We start from the raw sequence: 19,911 nt of genomic DNA on the forward strand, positions 1-19,911 counted from the left end.
GAGGTGCCAACATGAAACTTCATGAATTAAAGCCTGCAGAAGGTTCTCGTAAAGAACGTAAGCGTCTTGGACGTGGTATCGGTTCTGGTCAAGGTAAAACTGCTGGTAAAGGTCATAAAGGTCAAAACGCTCGTTCTGGCGGCGGTGTACGCCCTGGTTTTGAAGGTGGTCAAACTCCTTTATTCCGACGCTTGCCTAAACGCGGTTTCACGAACATCAACCGCAAAGAATACGCAGTCGTTAACCTAGATAGCCTGAACGTATTCGAAGATGGAACAGAAGTAACTCCAGAACTTCTAATCGAAACAGGTCTTGTCAAGAAGGAACTAGCAGGAGTTAAGATCCTTGCTAAGGGAAGCCTTGAGAAGAAATTGACTGTTAAAGCTCATAAGTTCTCCTCTGCAGCCGAGGAAGCGATCAAAGCTGCCGGCGGTCAAACTGAGGTGATTTAATGTTCCAGACAATCTCCAATTTTATGCGCGTGGGTGAAATTAGAAATAAAATTCTCTTCACCCTTTTAATGTTGATTGTATTTCGTCTCGGTTCATTTATTCCTGTACCGAACGTAAATGCAGATATTTTGAAAGCACAGGATGACATGAGTGTCTTCGGTGTGCTGAATACTTTTGGCGGCGGTGCGCTGCAGAACTTCTCCATCTTCGCGATGGGAATCATGCCGTACATCACTGCTTCAATCATCATCCAGCTTTTGCAGATGGATGTTGTGCCAAAGTTTACTGAATGGTCCAAACAAGGAGAAGTCGGACGCCGTAAATTAGCTCAGTTTACCCGCTATTTCACGATCGTTCTTGGTTTTATCCAGGCACTCGGTATGTCTTATGGCTTTAACAATATGGCAGGAGGATTATTGATCCAAAATGCCGGTATCACTTCTTACCTGATGATTGCCCTTGTTCTGACAGCTGGAACTGCATTCCTGATGTGGCTCGGTGAGCAGATCACGGCAAAAGGTGTAGGAAATGGTATTTCAATCATTATCTTTGCAGGTATTGCTGCCGGAATTCCGACAATGGTCAATCAGATTTATGCACAGCAGTTCTCTGATGCAGGCGACGCTCTGTTCCTGCGCATTGTGACTGTATTGCTGATTCTGATTGCTGTTATCGCAATCGTTGTGGGTGTTATTTTCATCCAGCAGGCAACACGTAAAATACCGATCCAGTACGCTAAACGCATGAGCGTAGGAAACAACGCGGTTGGCGGCCAGAACACTCACCTTCCTTTGAAAGTGAACGCTGCTGGTGTCATCCCGGTTATCTTCGCGATTTCGTTTGTCGTTACACCTCCGACAATCGCTCAGTTCTTCGGCACGAATGATGTGACACTCTGGATTCAGAAGACGTTTGATTACACACAGCCGATCGGTATGATCGTCTATGTGGCACTAATCATCGCGTTCACGTATTTCTATGCGTTCATCCAGGTCAATCCTGAACAAGTCGCCGAGAACCTGAAGAAGCAGGGTGGATATGTTCCTGGTATACGTCCAGGAAAAAACACACAGGAATACTTGACAAGGGTTCTTTACCGCCTGACTTTGGTTGGTGCGATTTTCCTTTCAGTAATCTCTGTGCTGCCAGTGTTTTTCATTAAATTCGCTGGTCTGCCTCAATCGGTTCAGATTGGCGGAACTAGCTTGCTGATCGTTGTCGGCGTTGCGCTTGAAACGATGAAGCAGCTTGAAGCTCAGCTTGTAAAACGCCATTATAAAGGCTTTATAAAATAAGATTTAGGGGACTTGTGTCCCTTGAATCTTTAATAGAGACTGAGGGGGGAAAACTTGTGAATTTGGTTCTGATGGGGCTTCCGGGTGCCGGTAAGGGCACGCAAGCCGATAAAATTGTTGGTAAATACAACATCCCTCATATCTCAACTGGAGATATGTTCCGTGCAGCTATCAAAGAAGGAACGGAACTTGGATTACAGGCAAAATCATTTATGGACAAGGGAGAGCTGGTTCCTGACGAAGTTACGATCGGGATTGTCCGTGAACGCTTAAGCAAAGAAGACTGTGAAAATGGATTCCTTCTTGATGGATTCCCGCGCACAGTTGCACAGGCTGAAGCACTGGACAGCATGCTTGCTGATCTTGGCAAAAAAATTGATTATGTCATCAACATTGATGTGGATCAGAGTATCCTCATGGAGCGTTTGACAGGACGCAGGATTTGTAAAAACTGTGGAGCGACATACCACCTTGTGTTCAATCCTCCTGCAAAGGAAGGCGTTTGTGACCGTTGTGGCGGCGAGCTTTACCAGCGCGCTGATGATAACGCAGAAACAGTTCAAAACCGTCTGGACGTTAACATCCAGCAAACAAAGCCTCTGTTGAACTTCTATGAAGATAAAGGTTACTTACGCAATATCAACGGTCAGCAGGACATTGATGTCGTTTTTGCTGATATCGAAGAATTGCTTGGGGGCTTAAATTAATGATCATATGCAAAACCCCTCGTGAAATAGAAATTATGCGGGAAGCAGGTCGCATTGTAGCGCTGACACACCAGGAGTTGAAAAAACACGTTGCTCCTGGCATTACAACCAAAGAGCTGGATGCCATTGCTGAGGATTTTATCCGCAAACAAGGTGCAACTCCTTCTTTTAAAGGTTATAATGGTTTTCGCGGCAGCATCTGTGCATCCGTTAATGAAGAACTAGTTCACGGGATACCTGGAAATCGGGTTCTTAAAGAAGGCGACATCATCAGCATTGACATCGGCGCAAAGTACAACGGATACCACGGGGACTCCGCTTGGACTTACCCGGTTGGAAAGGTTGATGAAGAAACCCAGCGTCTGTTGGACGTGACAGAAGAGTCATTGTTCACGGGCCTGAAAGAAGCTAAGCCAGGGGAACGTCTTTCGAACATCTCCCATGCAATTCAAACGTATGTGGAATCAGAAGGCTTTTCTATTGTTCGTGAGTATGTCGGCCATGGAATTGGGCAAGAATTGCATGAAGACCCGCAAATTCCTCATTACGGCCCTCCTAACAGAGGACCGAGGCTGAAGCCTGGAATGGTTCTATGCATAGAACCGATGGTGAATGCAGGAAGCCGCTATGTAAATACGTTAGCCGATAATTGGACTGTTGTAACGGTTGACGGTAAAATGTGTGCTCATTTTGAGCATACCATTGCGATCACTGAAACTGGTTTTGAGATCTTAACAAAAGCCTGATCACGGTGTTCAGCCGTCTGATTCTGTTTTTTAGTCTTTAAATAGGCAAAAATGATTTTTCTATGCGGACGGGAAGCCAGCTTTATGTTATAATCATAAGGTTGAATATTTTTCATCAATATTCTCGATTGGATGCCGTATCACAATAGAAAGTTCCATTCCGCGTAAGCGGGCTATGATTTAATACGAATTTGAATAAAGAAGGGAGACCAGTTTATGGCGAAAGATGATGTAATTGAAATTGAAGGCACAGTAATAGAAACTTTGCCGAATGCAATGTTTAAGGTAGAATTAGAGAATGGTCATACAGTGTTGGCTCATGTTTCCGGCAAAATCAGAATGCACTTCATTCGGATCCTGCCTGGAGATAAAGTAACAGTTGAGCTTTCTCCATATGATTTGACTCGCGGAAGAATTACTTACCGCTTTAAATAAACCGTGACTCCGTACTATCAAGGAGGTTAGAGTAATGAAAGTGAGACCATCTGTTAAGCCAATCTGTGAAAAGTGCAAAGTTATCCGCAGAAAAGGCAAAGTAATGGTGATCTGTGAAAACCCTAAACATAAACAAAAACAAGGTTAATATTAAAGGAGGTGCGCATCTAGATGGCACGTATTGCTGGTGTAGATATTCCACGTGAAAAGCGTGTAGTTATTGCTTTAACATATATTTTCGGAATCGGCAGATCAACTGCTGAGAAAGTTCTTGCTGAGGCTGGTGTTTCTGAAGAAACTCGCGTTCGCGACCTTACTGAAGAAGAACTTAACAAAATCCGTGATATCATCGACAAGTTAAAGGTTGAAGGTGACCTTCGCCGTGAAGTTTCACTAAACATCAAGCGTCTAATGGAGATCGGTTCATACCGTGGCTTGCGTCATCGTCGTGGATTGCCTGTTCGCGGACAAAACACGAAGAACAACGCACGTACTCGTAAAGGTCCTCGTAAGACTGTAGCTAACAAGAAAAAATAATCCGTAAAGGAGGGTAACATTTAAATGGCTCGTAAAACTAATACACGCAAACGCCGCGTCAAAAAGAATATTGAAAGTGGAGTTGCGCATATTCGTTCAACTTTCAACAACACTATCGTAACAATTACAGACGTACATGGTAACGCATTATCATGGTCTAGTGCAGGTGCGCTTGGTTTCAAGGGTTCACGTAAATCCACTCCATTCGCAGCACAAATGGCAGCAGAAACTGCAGCTAAGACTTCTATGGAACATGGTCTGAAAACTCTTGAGGTTACTGTTAAAGGACCAGGTGCTGGCCGTGAAGCAGCAATCCGTGCTCTTCAAGCAGCAGGTCTTGAAGTAACTGCGATCAAAGACGTTACTCCAGTTCCACATAACGGCTGCCGCCCGCCAAAACGTCGCCGTGTTTAATTTTTCTGTATAGAATTTGTACTCCTGTCTATAATGGGATATGATACAAATATTTTCTAGGTATACAGAAATCATTAATCCAGTTGTTGTGCACAAACGGGAACGTATACATGGGGGAATTTCGGTAAGGGAAAAAAACCTGCCGGGGTTTCGACGTTTTGAAGGAGGGTATATTTGATGATCGAAATAGAAAAACCAAAAATCGAAACGGTTGAGATCAGCGATGATGCCAAGTACGGCAAGTTTGTCGTAGAACCGCTTGAGCGTGGATATGGTACAACTTTGGGTAACTCCTTACGTCGTATCCTATTATCCTCACTCCCAGGTGCAGCTGTCACATCGATTCAAATCGATGGAGTACTTCATGAGTTCTCAACAATTGAAGGCGTCGTAGAAGATGTAACATCAATCATTTTAAACGTTAAGAAATTAGCGTTGAAGATCTACTCTGATGAAGAGAAGACACTTGAAATCGATGTACAGGGCGAGGGTCCAGTCACTGCAGCATCCATCACGCATGACAGTGATGTCGAAGTCCTTAATCCGGATCTTCACATTGCTACTCTGTCAAGCAAAGGCTCATTGCGTATGCGCCTGAATGCAAGAAGAGGACGCGGATACAATCCTGCTGACCAGAACAAGCGTGAAGACCAGCCGATCGGTGTCATTCCAATCGACTCTATCTACACACCGGTTTCACGAGTATCTTATCAAGTAGAAAATACACGCGTAGGGCAAATGACGAATTATGACAAGCTGGTATTTGACGTATGGACAGATGGCAGCACTGGTCCTAAGGAAGCTATTGCACTAGGTTCAAAGATCCTGACTGAGCACTTGAACATTTTTGTCGGTCTGACTGACGAAGCTCAAAATGCTGAGATCATGGTAGAGAAAGAAGAAGACCAAAAAGAAAAAGTCCTTGAGATGACGATTGAGGAACTTGATCTTTCTGTTCGTTCATATAACTGCTTAAAGCGTGCTGGTATCAACACTGTCCAGGAGCTTGCTCACAAGACAGAAGAAGATATGATGAAAGTGCGTAACCTTGGCAGAAAATCACTAGAAGAAGTGAAAGCAAAACTAGAAGAGCTAGGCTTAGGCTTACGCAAAGATGACTAGTTATTGATTAACTAGGCATTTTGCTGTCAGTCCTATCGCTGCCGGCTTACGACTTCAACAAAGGAGGGAAACACTCATGGGATACAGAAAGTTAGGACGCACAAGTGCCCAGCGTAAAGCAATGCTACGTGACTTAACAACTGATTTGATTATCAATGAGCGTATTGAAACTACTGAAACACGTGCGAAAGAGCTTCGTTCAGTTGTTGAGAAAATGATTACTCTTGGAAAGCGCGGAGACCTTCACGCTCGCCGTCAAGCATCTGCTTGGGTTCGCCACGAAGTTGCAAACGCTGAAACAAACCAGGATGCAGTTCAAAAACTATTCGCTGACATCGCTCCTCGTTACGCTGAGCGTCAAGGTGGATACACTCGTATCATGAAACTTGGACCACGCCGCGGTGACGGTGCGCCAATGGTAATTATCGAGTTAGTTTAATACCATTAAACACTCAAACAAGGGCGATGGACAGTTTATACAAACTTGTTTCATCCCCTTTTTTTACTATAAGGGCTAAGTCCCTTGCAAAAACTTAAAAAATGCAGCACAAGCCAAAAACGAGCGTTATGATGCGCAGGCCACTGGGAAAGAAGAGTTCACTGGCCCCATCGGCCGGTTATTCCAGGGAACTTTTTTGGATCGGCGCGGGTTGATCATGGATCGATCACGTACCGGAGCTGTTCTGCCTGTCTCGTCTAGCTCATGCACTTCTCCCCAGTCCTTTTAAGGACTTGCAATTCGCGGATCGCTTCCGCTCGGGGAGAGGTGCAGGCTTTTTTTATATCCAGAGATTTTTGTATAAGGCTCTTTTCTCAAACTTTGTTGCTATTGACTACAAAATGGGATTGAATGACCTAGTTTTCTTGATAAAATTAATGCTTATAATGAGAAAAGAGCTTGCACACTTAAAAGCGAACTGCAAAATTGCTTATAGCACGTTAAAATCGGCTTTAAGTTTTTAACAACAATCTTTACGAAAACAGTCTTGTATAATGATGACTAGCAGAATATTAAAAAGAGAAGAGACAGTGAAGAAGAGTCGAGAGGAGGGCGGAGATGAGCAAACCACTAGTGAGTATAGAGGGTGTATCCTTCAGCTATGAGGGACAGCAGACGCCTGCGCTGAAAAATATCACCTTTGATATTTTAGAAGGCGAATGGCTGGCGATTGTCGGTCATAATGGTTCAGGCAAATCGACGCTGGCAAAATTATTGAATGGGCTTCAATTCCCCCAGGAGGGAACAATCGCAGTATGCGGAACAGTACTGTCTGAAGATACAGTGTGGGAAGTTAGAAAAAATGTAGGAATGGTCTTTCAAAATCCTGATAACCAGTTCGTTGGAACGACGGTAAGGGATGATGTGGCTTTTGGTCTGGAAAATCACGGCGTGCCGCAGGAGACGATGGTAGAGCGTGTACAGACTTCACTTGATAAAGTCAAAATGGGAACCTTTCTGAATCAAGAGCCGCACCATCTGTCAGGCGGCCAGAAACAGCGTGTCGCCATCGCGGGTGTGATTGCCTTGCAGCCGGCCATCATCATTTTGGACGAGGCTACATCGATGCTTGACCCTCGCGGCCGTGCAGAAGTAATCGAAACCGTACGCGAATTGAAAGACCGCGAAAACATCACGGTCATTTCGATCACGCATGACCTTGAGGAAGCTGCCAAAGCAGACAGGATCATCGTCATGAACAAAGGGGAGCTCTATCGTGAAGGAACTCCCGAACAGATCTTCGAGATGGATGAAGAATTGGTTAAGCTGGGTCTGGATATCCCTTTCCCGGTAAAAATGAGTAAAATCATGCGTCAAAAAGGAATAGGACTTACGAAAACATATTTGACAGAAGAAGAGCTGGTGACGGAATTATGGACATCTCACTCAAAAATGTAGAATATCGTTACCAGGCTGATTCCCCGTTCGAACGTCTTGCGATATCCGATGTATCAATCGATATCCCTTCAGGAACATATCTTGCTGTCATCGGTCATACCGGTTCGGGCAAGTCTACCGTTCTTCAGCACTTGAATGCTCTCTTGAAACCAACAAAAGGCTCCGTCCTGATTGGCAGCCGGGAAATCAAGGCAGGGCGGAAAGAGAAGAACCTTAAGGGTGTCCGCGAAAAGGTAGGCATTGTCTTCCAATTCCCGGAGCATCAGTTATTCGAAGAGACAGTGGAAAAGGATATCATGTTTGGCCCGATGAATTTTGGTGTTACTGAAGCGGACGCGAAGGCTCGTGCCATTGCAGTGCTCAAGTTGGTAGGATTGCCTGAAGACATCCTTGAAAAATCGCCTTTTGACCTTTCAGGAGGTCAGATGCGGCGTGTGGCCATCGCGGGTGTACTGGCGATGGAGCCTGAAGTCATCGTATTGGACGAGCCGACTGCAGGTTTGGACCCTCGCGGACGGAAAGAAATTATGGACTTATTTTATACTCTTCACAAAAAAAGGAATTTATCTACAGTTCTTGTCACCCATAGTATGGAGGACGCAGCCAGGTATGCGGATGAAATAGTTGTCATGCATCAGGGCAAGGTTTTTACAAAAGGGACACCCGAACAGATTTTTGCCGATCCAATCGCTTTGCTGGAACTTGGGCTAGATGTACCCGAAGTTGTTGGCCTGCAGTTAAAGATAGAAAAAGCATTTGATACGAAATTCAGTAAGGTCAGCCTTTCAGAAGAAGAGCTCGCGGAAATGGTCGCAGAGTTCGTGAAAGGGGGCGGTCAAAAATGATGGAGAAAATGATTTTTGGCCGTTATGTGCCTGGAGATTCACTTCTTCATAGGATGGACCCGCGTTCAAAGCTGATCATGGTGTTCCTGTTTGTCATCATAGTATTTATTGCCAACAATGTACCGACCTATGCTGCACTTGCAGCCTACACATTTCTAATGGTAGGTTTGTCGAGGATTCCGTTAAGATTCCTGTATGGCGGGCTGAAGCCAGTGTTTTTGCTCGTGTTGTTTACATTCCTGCTCCATATCTTCATGACCAAAGAAGGCGATATCGTCTTCGAGCTTGGCTGGCTGAAAATCTATGAGGAAGGTCTCAGGCAGGGGATATTCATCTCCCTCAGATTCCTGCTGCTGATTCTCATGACGTCACTTTTGACTTTGACGACGACGCCGATTGAGATTACCGATGGACTCGAGACATTGCTGAATCCTTTGAAAAAATTCAAGTTCCCTGTCCACGAGCTCGCTTTAATGATGTCAATTTCGTTGAGATTCATCCCGACGCTCATGCAGGAAACCGATAAAATCATGAAGGCTCAGACAGCACGCGGAGTAGAGTATAACAGCGGCCCTGTCAAAGAGCGGATCAAGGCGATCGTGCCATTATTGATTCCGCTGTTCATCAGCTCGTTCAAGCGGGCAGAGGAGCTTGCTGTTGCAATGGAGGCAAGAGGCTATAAAGGCGGCGAAGGACGAACGAAGTACCGACAATTGACATGGGGCATGGTCGATACCGCGATGCTTCTCTTCCTGGCAGCTGTCACAGTTCTACTATTCGTTTTAAGAGGGTAATCATTATGCCGCGAATCAAATGTATAATTTCATACGAAGGCACCGGTTTTTCCGGCTATCAGGTGCAGCCAGGCAAAAGGACGGTCCAGAGTGAGCTGGAAAAGGCCTTGGAGAAGCTGAATAAGGGGACAAGCATCAGGGTTAGCGCATCAGGCCGTACAGACGCAGGAGTACATGCCCGCGGCCAGGTGATCCATTTTGACACGATGCTGGAAATTGAGCCGGCCAGATGGCAAATCGCGCTCAATTCCCTGCTGCCTAGTGATATTGCTGTGCATTCGGTGGAATTGGCAAGGCCTGATTTCCATGCCCGCTTTGATGCGGTTGGCAAGGAGTATCGCTACTTTCTGTTGCTGGCAAAGCATCGTGATCCCTTCCAGCGGAATTATGCCTATCAATTTCCGTACGAATTGAATTTTGAAGCCATGAAGGAAGCAGCAACACAGCTGCTTGGCACACATGATTTCACTAGTTTTTGCTCGGCGAAAACAGAAGTGGAAGACCGGGTGCGAACCTTGCAGGAAATAGAATTTTCCGAAGAGGATGGTCTGCTGGAATTCAGGTTTGTCGGTAATGGCTTCCTTTACAATATGGTAAGGATCCTTGTCGGAACATTGCTGGAGGTAGGAACAGGCAGGAGAGCTGCCGGCAGCATGCATCAGGTGCTCGTGGCCCGAGACCGTACCCAGGCCGGCAAGACCGCACCTGGACACGGACTGTATCTGTGGAAGGTTTTTTATGATGAAGAAGACCATCAATTCGAAAATTAATTTCAAAAAAATGATATGACAACTAATCCTGGTGTTGACAATCTCTCAACCACAGGTTAAGATATCATATGTATGTATTTTAAACCCACGATCAGCCCCGGAAGAGCTTTATCGTGTTTGAAAATATACCAAAATGAACTTGATTTTTTTTTGATTATTTAGGAGGGAAACTCATGCGTACAACGTTTATGGCAAATGCCAACAATATCGAACGTAAATGGTACGTAGTTGATGCTGCAGGCAAGACTCTAGGTCGCCTTTCTACTGAAGTAGCAGCTATTCTACGTGGTAAACATAAACCAACTTTCACACCACATGTTGACACTGGTGATCACGTAATCATCATCAACGCATCTAAGATCGAACTTACAGGCAAGAAATTGACTGACAAAATCTACTACCGCCACACAATGCACCCAGGTGGATTGAAGCAAAGAACAGCTCTTGAAATGCGTACAAACTACGCTGAAAAGATGCTTGAACTTGCAATCAAAGGCATGCTTCCAAAGAACTCCCTTGGACGCCAAATGTTTAAAAAGCTTCATGTATATGCTGGTAACGAGCATCCACATCAAGCACAACAACCTGAAGTTTACGAACTTCGCGGATAATTATTAAGGAGGTAATTAACTTGGCACAGGTTCAATATATCGGTACCGGTCGTCGTAAGAGCTCCGTTGCGCGAGTTCGTTTAGTACCAGGCACTGGAAAAATTACAATCAACGATCGTGAAATTGAAGATTATATCCCATTCGCAGCACTACGTGAAGTAGTTAAGCAGCCGCTTGTTGCTACTGAAACTGTAGGAAGCTACGATATCCACGTTAACGTAAATGGCGGTGGATACACTGGCCAGGCTGGCGCAATCCGCCACGGTATCGCTCGTGCGCTACTTCAAGCTGACCCAGAATTCCGTCCAACACTTAAGCGTGCAGGACTTCTTACTCGTGACGCTCGTATGAAAGAACGTAAGAAATACGGTCTTAAAGGCGCTCGTCGTGCACCTCAGTTCTCAAAGCGTTAATTTTACGCTTCGGAAAGACTCCCAATTTGGTTGGGGGTCTTTTTTTATTAAATTTGCTGGTGACTGTCTGGCGGAAGGGGCCAATTGGAATCTGTTAACTGGAAAAAAACGCGCAGAATTTCCAGTCCGCCAATAAAATCTGAAAATCGCCAATAAAAATAAATTATCGCCAATAAAAAGAGACAATCGCCAATAAAATTGTGAAAACCCGCCAATAAAATCTGATTATCGCCAAATAAAATTTTATTGTGTAAGAAGCATAGGTTGGAGGCTATATTTGTTACATTCTAACCGGCTAAATTTATACTTTTAGGTCTAAAATTTATGAATTACATATTCGAAAAGCAGCCGATTGACGCGAAAACCAGCCTAATAAAAAGCAGAGGCAGCATTTTTCGCCTCCGCTTTCATGAATTAATCTTCGTAACCCTGCATTGAATCCATATGGCTCGCGATCATGGCGATGATTGTCGGTGCTTCTTCTTTGGTGAAAATAAAGTTCGTTTCGTCTTTGAATATTTCATCATCTTCAGTCCAAATCCGGTTGATACGGCGAAGGACACCGTCTCCAGTTGCCTCGACCAGTCCGAATTGGTACGTCACTTCCACGTCATCCTCCTTAAAAAAGGCGGTGACCTCAGGAGTTTCCCACTCAACATCGATTTCTTCAAAGATGTCGTCATCGATGATTTCAGTCATATAAAGATCTTCATCGTCCTCTTCGTCAGTGTTCAGGTATAAGCTGTCATCATTATCCGCAGCATAAACGATATCGATTTCCTCGTCTTCGCTTATGTAATCATGGAAGCCCTCATGGACCGCATCAACAATGTCGTCAATATCCGAAAGAATCACTCTTGCAGGCTGCTCGAGCTCTTCGTCAAAGGTCTCTGTATAAAATTCCTCATTATGCGGGTCAAAGTATAATATATAAAAATAATCTCTTTCACCATCATCATAGTCCACAAAGAACTGAATCCGTGGATGCTTGGATCCTCTTTCAACCGCCATCTGGCCTTCCTGGTCATATTTTTCACAAATAGACTCAAGATGATCCTGCAACTCACCGACTACCCGATCAAACCACTCCATCGACATAGAAATCCATCCTTTCGTTCTGTATTCTGCATTAGCTTGCCCTGACAGACATCGGAATGGCGTTAGCAATTAGAGGAAATATGAGGATGAAAAATCCGGGATGGCGGAAATGAATATAGGTAAAATCCAATTACGGTTTTTTAGCGGGTGCACTTAAAATCAAAGCTGGCTATTATAGCTCAAGGGGGGAACGTATAAGAAGTAATGGGGATTATAAGTGACCCATCGGGGTAGAATCGGTGTAAACGGGGATTTAAGATCTTCATTAATATAGAAAAACCGCCTGAGCTTAATCTCACTCAGGCGGATTCCTTTTTATAAGCCCAACATTACTTCTGCCATCTCCGGAAAATCAATGAAAGGGTTGCGGTTTCCCTGCATTTCCTGGATGGCGGCATTCCGATGCTGTTCATACAAGGTGACCGGGTGTTCTAGATGCCAGCCAAGCAGAACCTCGAAGTTCATCTGAGCATCAAGTTGGATGACATCCTTGTATCTCAAATTGAAGTAAAATACGGCTCTTGCAACAATTCCTTTACCGTATTCGGGTTCGAATTTACCTGCTTCTACCATTCCACATCCGGACCTTATTCCAGATGCAGCAAGCTCAGGTTCATAGGTCTGGAAATCGTAAAACGGATGATTGCTTCTCATGCTGTTGCATGCTGGCTCGCAGGCAAACAGGTGATGCAGGTCGCCTCGCATTGGCTCCTTTCCATCAAACCACGATTGGGGTACAACATGTTCTGTATTGAAAAGAATATCAGAACTAGCTGAAAAACCTCCCTCCTTCAAAGTTTTGAAGAGCCGCAAGTCCTCCTCGATCACCTCAACGGGGTCGAGTTCCTGGCCGGAGTAGAGGCTCTTCAGTTGAAGGTTCTCCTGCAGGTCCACCCAAGGATAAACATACTCATGCGGCGAGTATTTTAGATGGTTGGTGTGGGTTCTTGTCAGCAGCAAATGGAGCTCCTCTGGAACGAAAACAGCGTCACAATAATATCTCTCGCGCATTTTCGCGTCCATTTCTGCATCATAATACGGCTTATTCTCGATGTTATGAATGTACGCCTCACTGGCCGAGAGAATCATAACGCATCCATAACCATCGTTTTGAAGCTCTGGCTAAAGATTTCAGCAAGATGCTCCGGAACTGTGAGATAGACAAGGCCATTGCCTTCAAGCTTAGGTGAATTTCCGAGCGGGACCGTACGCTTAATTAATTGTCCATATAATTCAGGCTCAGTCAGATCACGCTCAAACTGGGCATTTGCGAGTGTTTTGATTAAAGCAAGGGCGCCGGATACGTGTGGTGCAGCCATTGAGGTTCCGCTCAATGTGGCATATTTACCATTCAGATAAGTGGACGTGATCCGCTCTCCCGGCGCCACGACATCCACCTCATTATTCGAGTTGGTGAATTCCGATGAACCTCTTTCCAGGTTTACGGCTCCAACACTGATGACTTCATTATAGGCGCCAGGATAGGCAAACTCGTTGGTCGAGTCATCACCATCACCTTCATTGCCTGCTGCACATACGACGAGAATATTTTTTTCAACAGCGGCTTTGATCACTTCATGCAATTCAGGGACATCAGCGGGACCGCCCAGCGACATGGAGATTATATCCACTTCCTGGTCAATTGCATATTGAATCCCTTTGATTATCCACTCATATTTCCCAGAGCCGGCCTTGTTCAATACTTTTACGATCAACAGTCCTGCCTCTGGGGCGACGCCTATTACACCATCATCATTTTCATGGGCAGCGATCGTCCCTGCAACGTGGGTCCCATGTCCGTTATAATCAGTATAAATATCCGGATTGCTGCGGTCGTCGTCGGTAAAATTCCTGCCGCCGATAATTTGGTCCTTTAAATCAGGGTGGGTTGTTTCACAGCCTGTGTCGAGCACAGCAACTTTAATGCCTTTCCCTTTGGTTCTGTCCCAAAGCTTCGGTGCCTGGATTAACTCTACACCTTGAGGTACCTCATTAGTTTCTTCAGCTTCTGCGATTACTTTGTAAGGAATTACGCGAACATCTTGCTCCATATCTTTCCCTCCTCAGAGATTAAAATTGAAGCGAGTTCTGGTTGTACTAACAAGTCTAACAATTCTGAAAATTAAAGAACAGTTTCAATAGTAGTGATTTTTAATAGTAAAAGAATAACCAGAAATGGGCATTTAATCCTAAAGAGTCCAGAACCATATTATTCAGTAAACGACTGAGAAAACTGGAAAAGGAAACGTCGTTCTGGGTTGCATTACACACTCCCGCAGGTTGAACACTACTTCCTAAGGGGTGAGAATACTTTGAACGTCGTAACGACATTTATAGATAAAAGAAAACAAAAACAAGTGAAATATGAGCGTTCGATGCTCCGTGAACTAACCATTAACATCCTGCAGGCCAGGGTGAAACAATATTTTGGCTCTTCAAGGCTGACCTCAAACCTCATCATGAATTCAGGAATCGAGGAAGCTTGTTATGATGTCGCAATTGAAGCGTATTTACTTGGTGCCAAGTTCAGCCGCTTAGGCTACTTCGGCGAGCCGATGGAAGCGGTAAAGCCTCGCTGTGAAAAAGAAGAGCGGCATTTGATTGATACCCTGTACAACTTTTTCCTGTTTTGGGGGAAGGGAGAAGAGGGAGTTGGATCAGATGAGCTTTACTACCTTTGTGAACAGTATGTCGACAGCTGGTGGAGAGATGGCTTCATGAAGGGTGAAAAGAAATATAAGCTGAGACTGCATTAACAGCATAGTTCTAAACCGTCTACCTGTCCCATATAGTTTATTATCAGGGACTAGCTGGAAGGATGGTTTAGAACATGCTGAAAAAAATTAAAATCGGATTATTTGCAGCCGGCCTCGCTGTGCTGTTCCTTATATTGCAGTATGATTTTACCGAAAATGATTCATGGGAATCCTGGAATCTGCCGCTTTCGGGAAAAACCATCTATCTAGACCCGGGGCATGGAGGAGTCGACCCGGGGGCGGGGGATGACGATCCTTTTGAAAAAGAAATCGCGCTGAATGTTTCCCTCAAGCTCCGGGATTACCTTCAGCAGCAGGGTGCGCTTGTCATCATGACGCGCGAGACCGATGTCGACCTTGCGGATAAGGGCCTCAAGGGATATAGCAAACGAAAGGTCCAGGATTTAAAAAGACGCCTCAATCTGATCAATGAATCTGAAGCTGACTTTTTTGCGACAATCCATTTAAATGCGATCCCATCCTCAAAATGGAGAGGTGCACAGACTTTTTATTCAACCAATTACAAAGAAAACAAACGAGCCGCCAAGCTCATCCAGGATGAATTGCGCCGAAATCTTGAAAACACGGACCGGGATGCAAAGTCAGCAAACAGCATATACCTGCTGAAGCATACGAATAAGCCTGGAGTCCTAGTTGAAATTGGCTTCCTGTCTAATCCAGGAGAAGCAGCAAACCTCAAACAGGAGGCATACCAGGAAAAAGTTGCAGCCTCCATCTATGAAGGAATGCTCAGGTATTTTACTGACGAACAAAAATTCTGGGAAAAGTGAGAAGGGTGATGCATCCTTCTTTTTTTATTGGGGAAAATAAATCCTATTGGAAAAAATATCTTTCAGAAATGTGTGATAGGTTTAACACTTAGGAATTTTATCAATATGGTATACTGGCAATGGAGCTAAATTTTACAAAGGACGGTGTCAATATGATTACTGAAGCTAAAGTACGTGAAAGCCTAAAAGACCTTAAGGATCCATTTTTACATAAAACACTCGAAGAGCTGAATGCCATCGAAGAAATAAAGATCAAAGAAGAAAAGAATCATGTAAGCGTTAAAATTGGCATTGCGAAAACGGGCACGGCAGAACAGCTGCAGCTGCAAACGGAAATCGTCAATATCCTAAAAGGCGCTGGAGCGGCTTCCGTAGGCTTGCGATTCTTTGACCTGCCTGCAGAAGTTCTATCGAAATTCCAGACAGCAGCACCAGAAGAAGAGGACAGCCTTCTTTCTCCAAGCAGCAAAACAACCTTCATTGCCATCGCGAGCGGCAAAGGCGGAGTAGGGAAATCTACTGTTTCGGTTAACCTTGCTGTCTCACTCGCAAAATTAGGCAAAAAGGTTGGACTGGTTGACGCGGATATCTATGGTTTCAGTGTTCCTGACATGATGGGAATCACGAAGCGTCCGGTTGTAAGAGGGGAAAGAATCATTCCGGTTGAGAGACATGGCGTGAAGGTCATCTCGATGGGCTTTTTCGTTGAGGACAATGCACCAATCATCTGGCGCGGGCCCATGCTTGGCAAAATGCTGAACAGCTTCTTCAATGAAGTAGAATGGGGCGAGCTGGATTACCTGCTATTGGATCTTCCTCCAGGAACAGGGGATGTGGCATTGGATGTCCACACTATGCTGCCCTCATGTAAAGAAATCATCGTGACGACTCCGCATCCGACAGCTGCATTTGTTGCCGCGCGTGCAGGTGCGATGGCGCTTAGGACGGAACATGAAATCCTTGGAGTTATTGAGAACATGTCATACTTTGAAAGCAAGCTGACTGAAGAAAAGGAATATGTCTTTGGACAAGGCGGCGGTGAAAAATTAGCCGATGAGCTTAATACAAAGCTGTTGGGCAAGCTGCCATTAGGCCAGCCAACCTGGAATGAAAACGACTTCGCTCCATCCATTTATCAAGAAGATGATAAAATTGGCGCAATCTATACAAATATTGCCCAGGAAGTCGTACAAATGCTTGAGAATAAGTAATAGGAAAAGCCTCTCCGTTTGGAGAGGCTTATTTTTATTGACTTTTTATTGTCCTCCAGAGCCTCCGCCGGATGCACTGGAACCTCCGCCGCCGCCTGAATCGCCGCCACCGCCCTGGCCGCCGCCTTCTGGCTTCTGGGTCGGTAATTCTTCAGCTGCTTTAACAATCAATGCCTGCAATTTTGCTTTAAACAGCGGGCTTTCAAAGGTTTCATTCATTACTTTCTGTAAATGTTCCCGATACTCCTTGCTTTTGAGAACATTGGTCAACTCTTTTTCTAATTCGGGATCCTTCATGACCTCGATCATCATGCCCTTATATTCAGGATCCTTCATTAAGTCCTTAAGCAGTTTCTCGTTTTCCTTCTTCATGCTTTTTGCGACACTCTCGGCAAACTTTGGATCTTCAAATGACTTTTTCCAGAAATCCATGCCTTTGTCAGATGTCAGCGTTTTCTCGATTGTATCGGTTACGACCGGCTGGTCCATTATCAACTTTTCCTTCATGCCGTCGTCACCCATAACTTCCTGAATCGCCTTTTTGCCATCATCAGTCTTCAGGATGTCGACAACCATCTTCTTTGTTTCTTCATAATCAACCTGTCCCCCGCCTGACTCGGTTGGAGCACATCCGGCAGCCAAAAATAAAAAGGATGCGGGGAGTATAATTCTTATCCATTTCTTCATATTTTAATCCCCTTTCACATAGACGGCCCTAAGTTTAGGATGAGTAATAAGACAAATTGTTATACACAAATAACGACAGCTAGATTTTTCAAACCCGCATTGGTACAATCATATAGTGCAGTTTAATTTTGTTCTTGGGGGAAAAAATCGTGACTAGCCGTAATTGGGTACACTTGTTTCTCACCACGCTGGTTGTTGGAGCAGTATCGACCGCTGTGGTTGGCTTTATTGTCCGCTGGAGTGAATTCCAGCATCTGTTAAGTGATTTCAACATTCTTGAATTACTTTCAATTTTAGTATGGCTAATGGGCGTCGGTCTTATATTTAGCATTCTTAGCCAAATGGGGTTCTTTGCTTATTTGACGATCCACCGTTTTGGGCTTGGCATATTTAAGTCATTATGGAATTCCGTGCAGCTTCTCCTGATTGCTTTTGTGCTTTTCGATCTTGTATATCTTCGGTACAATGCCTTTGCTGAAAAAGGTGAAAGTTTCCTGCCATATATAGGACTTGCCGCAATCGTCCTGGCTGCTGGCTTGATCGTTGCACTCCTTAAGGTAAAACAAACAAATAAAGAAGCCTTCATACCAGCAATGTTTTTCATGATTGTCGTGACAGTGATTGAATGGGTGCCGGTTCTGCGAGTAAATGAGCATAGCTGGGTATATCTTATGCTTTTCCCATTATTGATCTGTAATGCATATCAACTGATGGTCCTTCACAAGCTTAACCAAAAGTCCATGGAGGAACGGAAAGCTCTAGAAGCAAAAACTAAGACAGATAAAAAATCATCAAATAAAAAGGCGCAAAAAAAACCGTCCAACGCGTAGTTGGGCGGTTATTTTACTTCTGCTGATTTAGAGTCACCATTAGCGATCATTTCAGAAACAGTGACCATTTTTAAATTTTTCGACTTGATATCTTTCAGTACAAGCGGCAGAGCTTCTGCAGTTTGCTTGGCAGAATCAGAGGCATGCATCAAAAGGATGTCGCCTTTTTTTGCCTTTGAAGCATTTTCGGCAATGACCGCCGTTCCGGGATTGGTCCAGTCCTTCGTATCAAGACTCCAATGGACAACTGTGTACCCGAGCCGCTCAGCGATTTTCAGTGTGCGTTGATCAAAATGGCCGGTTGGAGCACGAAGCAATTCAATGTTCTTCACATTCAGCTTCTTGAACGCCTCCTGCGCCTTCATGATGTCTCTCCTGATTTTGTCTTCCTCCAGCTCAGTGTAATCTTTATAATCGTACCCAAGCATGCCGATTTCATATCCTTCTTTCACCATCCTGCTGACAAGATCAGGATGCCTTTCTGCCCAGGAGCCCGAGAGAAAGAAGGTAACCGCTCCGGCTTTTTGCTTCGCCAGGACATCCAGGATTGGTTCAGCTTTTTCGTCCCCCCAGCCAATATTAAAGGTAAGGGCTAAATCCTTTTCACCCTTATAGATCGCTTTAGGACCATCCTTGGCTGAAAAGGCGGGGATCTGGACCATATTATCCATGTAAAAGAACCAAGCTGTAAAAAAGGCTGCGACAATGATGACAAAAGCTGTTTTTATCGACCTGGCATTCATCACATAAAAGAAATTCATATTCTCACCACCTCGTCCAATGCACTCCTTGTCTAATTTTTATTCAGGATTTGAAAAGATATGATAATTAAAATGATGATTATAAAATTCAGGAAAAAAGATAACACTACAATCACTATGAGAAAATGAACAGGAGTGTATGTATGCTTGGTGTTCTGATCAATGAGAAGGAATTAAAAGAGCTGGAATACTTAATCAAAAGAGAGATGGATGAAATCCTGTTTGACCTGAAGGATGAACGCATCGATCATATCGTAAAGAGATCGATGAGAGAGAGATATCAAATTTTGTTCTCACTGTTTAAAAGAATCGCATCACCAAAAGAGTGCCTAAAGTATATGCCGGCGAAAAAGAGCATATCCAGAGGATAAAAAAGTTTTTGATATTTATTATTGACGTATGAAAAATATCCTGATATATTAATAAACGTCGCTGCTGAGCAAGTCGCTAAACGATCAATCAGCGGTGAGAAAATAATAAAGAATGTGGTTGACATTAAGTCGGTCGCATGATATATTATGAAAGTCGCTTATGAGCGGCAAATAAAGTAAATTGTTCTTTGAAAACTAAACAAACAAGCGTCAACAAACAATAAATTATCATGCTTCTATTATAGAAGACATGAGCCAACGTTTTAACTTATGAGCTAACTCATAACTCTTTCTTGGAGAGTTTGATCCTGGCTCAGGACGAACGCTGGCGGCGTGCCTAATACATGCAAGTCGAGCGGATCTTCATT

General features: G+C 44.3%; 26 protein-coding genes and 1 rRNA gene. 22 read left to right on the plus strand and 5 right to left on the minus strand.

The window, feature by feature from the left end:
- Positions 1 to 11: 11 nt before the first annotated feature.
- From rplO to rpsI, 16 genes are all read left to right on the plus strand, one after another.
- A complete protein-coding gene (gene rplO, locus M3593_RS22000; RefSeq protein ID WP_144481253.1) occupies positions 12 to 452 on the plus strand; it encodes a 50S ribosomal protein L15 in 441 nt (146 codons plus the stop codon).
- On the plus strand, positions 452 to 1,747 hold the full coding sequence (secY, locus tag M3593_RS22005; protein ID WP_144481252.1) for a preprotein translocase subunit SecY: 1,296 nt from the start codon (positions 452 to 454) through the stop codon (positions 1,745 to 1,747). Before rplO ends, secY begins: the two co-directional genes overlap by 1 nt.
- Positions 1,748 to 1,803: 56 nt before the next feature.
- Positions 1,804 to 2,454, plus strand: coding sequence for an adenylate kinase (locus tag M3593_RS22010; protein ID WP_144481251.1), 651 nt, complete (start codon positions 1,804 to 1,806; stop codon positions 2,452 to 2,454).
- On the plus strand, positions 2,454 to 3,200 hold the full coding sequence (map, locus tag M3593_RS22015) for a type I methionyl aminopeptidase (RefSeq protein ID WP_251544832.1): 747 nt from the start codon (positions 2,454 to 2,456) through the stop codon (positions 3,198 to 3,200). Before M3593_RS22010 ends, map begins: the two co-directional genes overlap by 1 nt.
- Before the next feature lie 216 nt (positions 3,201 to 3,416).
- Positions 3,417 to 3,635 (plus strand): translation initiation factor IF-1, encoded by a 219-nt coding sequence (gene infA / locus M3593_RS22020; protein WP_009791305.1) that lies wholly within the window; start codon positions 3,417 to 3,419, stop codon positions 3,633 to 3,635.
- A gap of 34 nt (positions 3,636 to 3,669) precedes the next feature.
- Complete coding sequence (gene rpmJ, locus M3593_RS22025) at positions 3,670 to 3,783, plus strand: 50S ribosomal protein L36 (RefSeq protein ID WP_003156543.1); 114 nt, start codon at positions 3,670 to 3,672, stop codon at positions 3,781 to 3,783.
- Positions 3,784 to 3,806: 23 nt separating this feature from the next.
- Positions 3,807 to 4,172 (plus strand): 30S ribosomal protein S13, encoded by a 366-nt coding sequence (gene rpsM, locus M3593_RS22030; protein WP_144481249.1) that lies wholly within the window; start codon positions 3,807 to 3,809, stop codon positions 4,170 to 4,172.
- A 24-nt stretch (positions 4,173 to 4,196) separates the two neighbouring features.
- On the plus strand, positions 4,197 to 4,586 hold the full coding sequence (gene rpsK, locus M3593_RS22035; RefSeq protein ID WP_023626407.1) for a 30S ribosomal protein S11: 390 nt from the start codon (positions 4,197 to 4,199) through the stop codon (positions 4,584 to 4,586).
- A gap of 177 nt (positions 4,587 to 4,763) precedes the next feature.
- Entirely contained in the window at positions 4,764 to 5,708 is a 945-nt protein-coding gene (locus tag M3593_RS22040) for a DNA-directed RNA polymerase subunit alpha (protein ID WP_144481248.1), read from the plus strand.
- A gap of 76 nt (positions 5,709 to 5,784) precedes the next feature.
- Entirely contained in the window at positions 5,785 to 6,147 is a 363-nt protein-coding gene (gene rplQ, locus M3593_RS22045; protein WP_144481247.1) for a 50S ribosomal protein L17, read from the plus strand.
- Between the two features lie 618 nt (positions 6,148 to 6,765).
- Positions 6,766 to 7,605, plus strand: coding sequence for an energy-coupling factor ABC transporter ATP-binding protein (locus tag M3593_RS22050; RefSeq protein WP_144481246.1), 840 nt, complete (start codon positions 6,766 to 6,768; stop codon positions 7,603 to 7,605).
- Positions 7,581 to 8,450, plus strand: a complete 870-nt coding sequence (locus M3593_RS22055; RefSeq protein WP_251544833.1) for an energy-coupling factor ABC transporter ATP-binding protein — start codon at positions 7,581 to 7,583, stop codon at positions 8,448 to 8,450. The genes M3593_RS22050 and M3593_RS22055 overlap by 25 nt, the downstream gene beginning before the upstream one ends.
- Positions 8,447 to 9,244 (plus strand): energy-coupling factor transporter transmembrane component T family protein, encoded by a 798-nt coding sequence (locus M3593_RS22060; RefSeq protein WP_251544834.1) that lies wholly within the window; start codon positions 8,447 to 8,449, stop codon positions 9,242 to 9,244. Before M3593_RS22055 ends, M3593_RS22060 begins: the two co-directional genes overlap by 4 nt.
- Positions 9,245 to 9,249: 5 nt before the next feature.
- Positions 9,250 to 10,014, plus strand: coding sequence for a tRNA pseudouridine(38-40) synthase TruA (truA, locus tag M3593_RS22065; RefSeq protein WP_251544835.1), 765 nt, complete (start codon positions 9,250 to 9,252; stop codon positions 10,012 to 10,014).
- Between the two features lie 173 nt (positions 10,015 to 10,187).
- Positions 10,188 to 10,625: a 50S ribosomal protein L13 gene (rplM, locus tag M3593_RS22070; protein ID WP_079504238.1), complete on the plus strand. Its 438-nt coding sequence runs from the start codon at positions 10,188 to 10,190 to the stop codon at positions 10,623 to 10,625.
- Between the two features lie 20 nt (positions 10,626 to 10,645).
- Positions 10,646 to 11,038 (plus strand): 30S ribosomal protein S9, encoded by a 393-nt coding sequence (rpsI, locus tag M3593_RS22075; protein WP_023626399.1) that lies wholly within the window; start codon positions 10,646 to 10,648, stop codon positions 11,036 to 11,038.
- Between the two features lie 414 nt (positions 11,039 to 11,452).
- Here the strand turns inward: rpsI and M3593_RS22080 are convergent, their stop codons facing one another.
- The 3 genes from M3593_RS22080 to M3593_RS22090 form a co-directional block, all read right to left on the minus strand.
- Positions 11,453 to 12,136: a hypothetical protein gene (locus M3593_RS22080; RefSeq protein WP_251544836.1), complete on the minus strand. Its 684-nt coding sequence runs from the start codon at positions 12,134 to 12,136 to the stop codon at positions 11,453 to 11,455.
- Between the two features lie 315 nt (positions 12,137 to 12,451).
- A complete protein-coding gene (locus M3593_RS22085; RefSeq protein WP_251544837.1) occupies positions 12,452 to 13,225 on the minus strand; it encodes an endonuclease I family protein in 774 nt (257 codons plus the stop codon).
- Entirely contained in the window at positions 13,222 to 14,187 is a 966-nt protein-coding gene (locus M3593_RS22090; protein WP_251544838.1) for a S8 family peptidase, read from the minus strand. The genes M3593_RS22085 and M3593_RS22090 overlap by 4 nt, the downstream gene beginning before the upstream one ends.
- Before the next feature lie 261 nt (positions 14,188 to 14,448).
- On the opposite strand from M3593_RS22090, the gene M3593_RS22095 reads away from it, so the two are divergent.
- The 3 genes from M3593_RS22095 to M3593_RS22105 all read left to right on the plus strand — a co-directional run bounded on the left by M3593_RS22095 (position 14,449) and on the right by M3593_RS22105 (position 16,894).
- Entirely contained in the window at positions 14,449 to 14,892 is a 444-nt protein-coding gene (locus M3593_RS22095; RefSeq protein WP_251544839.1) for a YbaK family protein, read from the plus strand.
- A 74-nt stretch (positions 14,893 to 14,966) separates the two neighbouring features.
- Complete coding sequence (gene cwlD / locus M3593_RS22100; RefSeq protein WP_251544840.1) at positions 14,967 to 15,683, plus strand: N-acetylmuramoyl-L-alanine amidase CwlD; 717 nt, start codon at positions 14,967 to 14,969, stop codon at positions 15,681 to 15,683.
- A 152-nt stretch (positions 15,684 to 15,835) separates the two neighbouring features.
- A complete protein-coding gene (locus M3593_RS22105) occupies positions 15,836 to 16,894 on the plus strand; it encodes an Mrp/NBP35 family ATP-binding protein (RefSeq protein WP_251544841.1) in 1,059 nt (352 codons plus the stop codon).
- Positions 16,895 to 16,939: 45 nt separating this feature from the next.
- Here the strand turns inward: M3593_RS22105 and gerD are convergent, their stop codons facing one another.
- On the minus strand, positions 16,940 to 17,581 hold the full coding sequence (gene gerD / locus M3593_RS22110) for a spore germination lipoprotein GerD (protein WP_251544842.1): 642 nt from the start codon (positions 17,579 to 17,581) through the stop codon (positions 16,940 to 16,942).
- 149 nt (positions 17,582 to 17,730) lie between these two features.
- On the opposite strand from gerD, the gene M3593_RS22115 reads away from it, so the two are divergent.
- Positions 17,731 to 18,411 (plus strand): KinB-signaling pathway activation protein, encoded by a 681-nt coding sequence (locus tag M3593_RS22115; RefSeq protein WP_251544843.1) that lies wholly within the window; start codon positions 17,731 to 17,733, stop codon positions 18,409 to 18,411.
- 8 nt (positions 18,412 to 18,419) lie between these two features.
- On the opposite strand, the gene pdaB is transcribed toward M3593_RS22115, so the two are convergent.
- Positions 18,420 to 19,172 (minus strand): polysaccharide deacetylase family sporulation protein PdaB, encoded by a 753-nt coding sequence (gene pdaB, locus M3593_RS22120; protein WP_251544844.1) that lies wholly within the window; start codon positions 19,170 to 19,172, stop codon positions 18,420 to 18,422.
- 143 nt (positions 19,173 to 19,315) lie between these two features.
- On the opposite strand from pdaB, the gene M3593_RS22125 reads away from it, so the two are divergent.
- Both M3593_RS22125 and M3593_RS22130 read left to right on the plus strand, forming a co-directional pair.
- Complete coding sequence (locus M3593_RS22125) at positions 19,316 to 19,543, plus strand: hypothetical protein (RefSeq protein WP_251544845.1); 228 nt, start codon at positions 19,316 to 19,318, stop codon at positions 19,541 to 19,543.
- Positions 19,544 to 19,833: 290 nt separating this feature from the next.
- Positions 19,834 to 19,911 (plus strand): 16S ribosomal RNA (locus tag M3593_RS22130); the annotation flags it as partial.

Source organism: Mesobacillus sp. MER 48 (assembly GCF_023714225.1).
Lineage (GTDB): Bacteria > Bacillota > Bacilli > Bacillales > Cytobacillaceae > Mesobacillus > Mesobacillus oceanisediminis_A.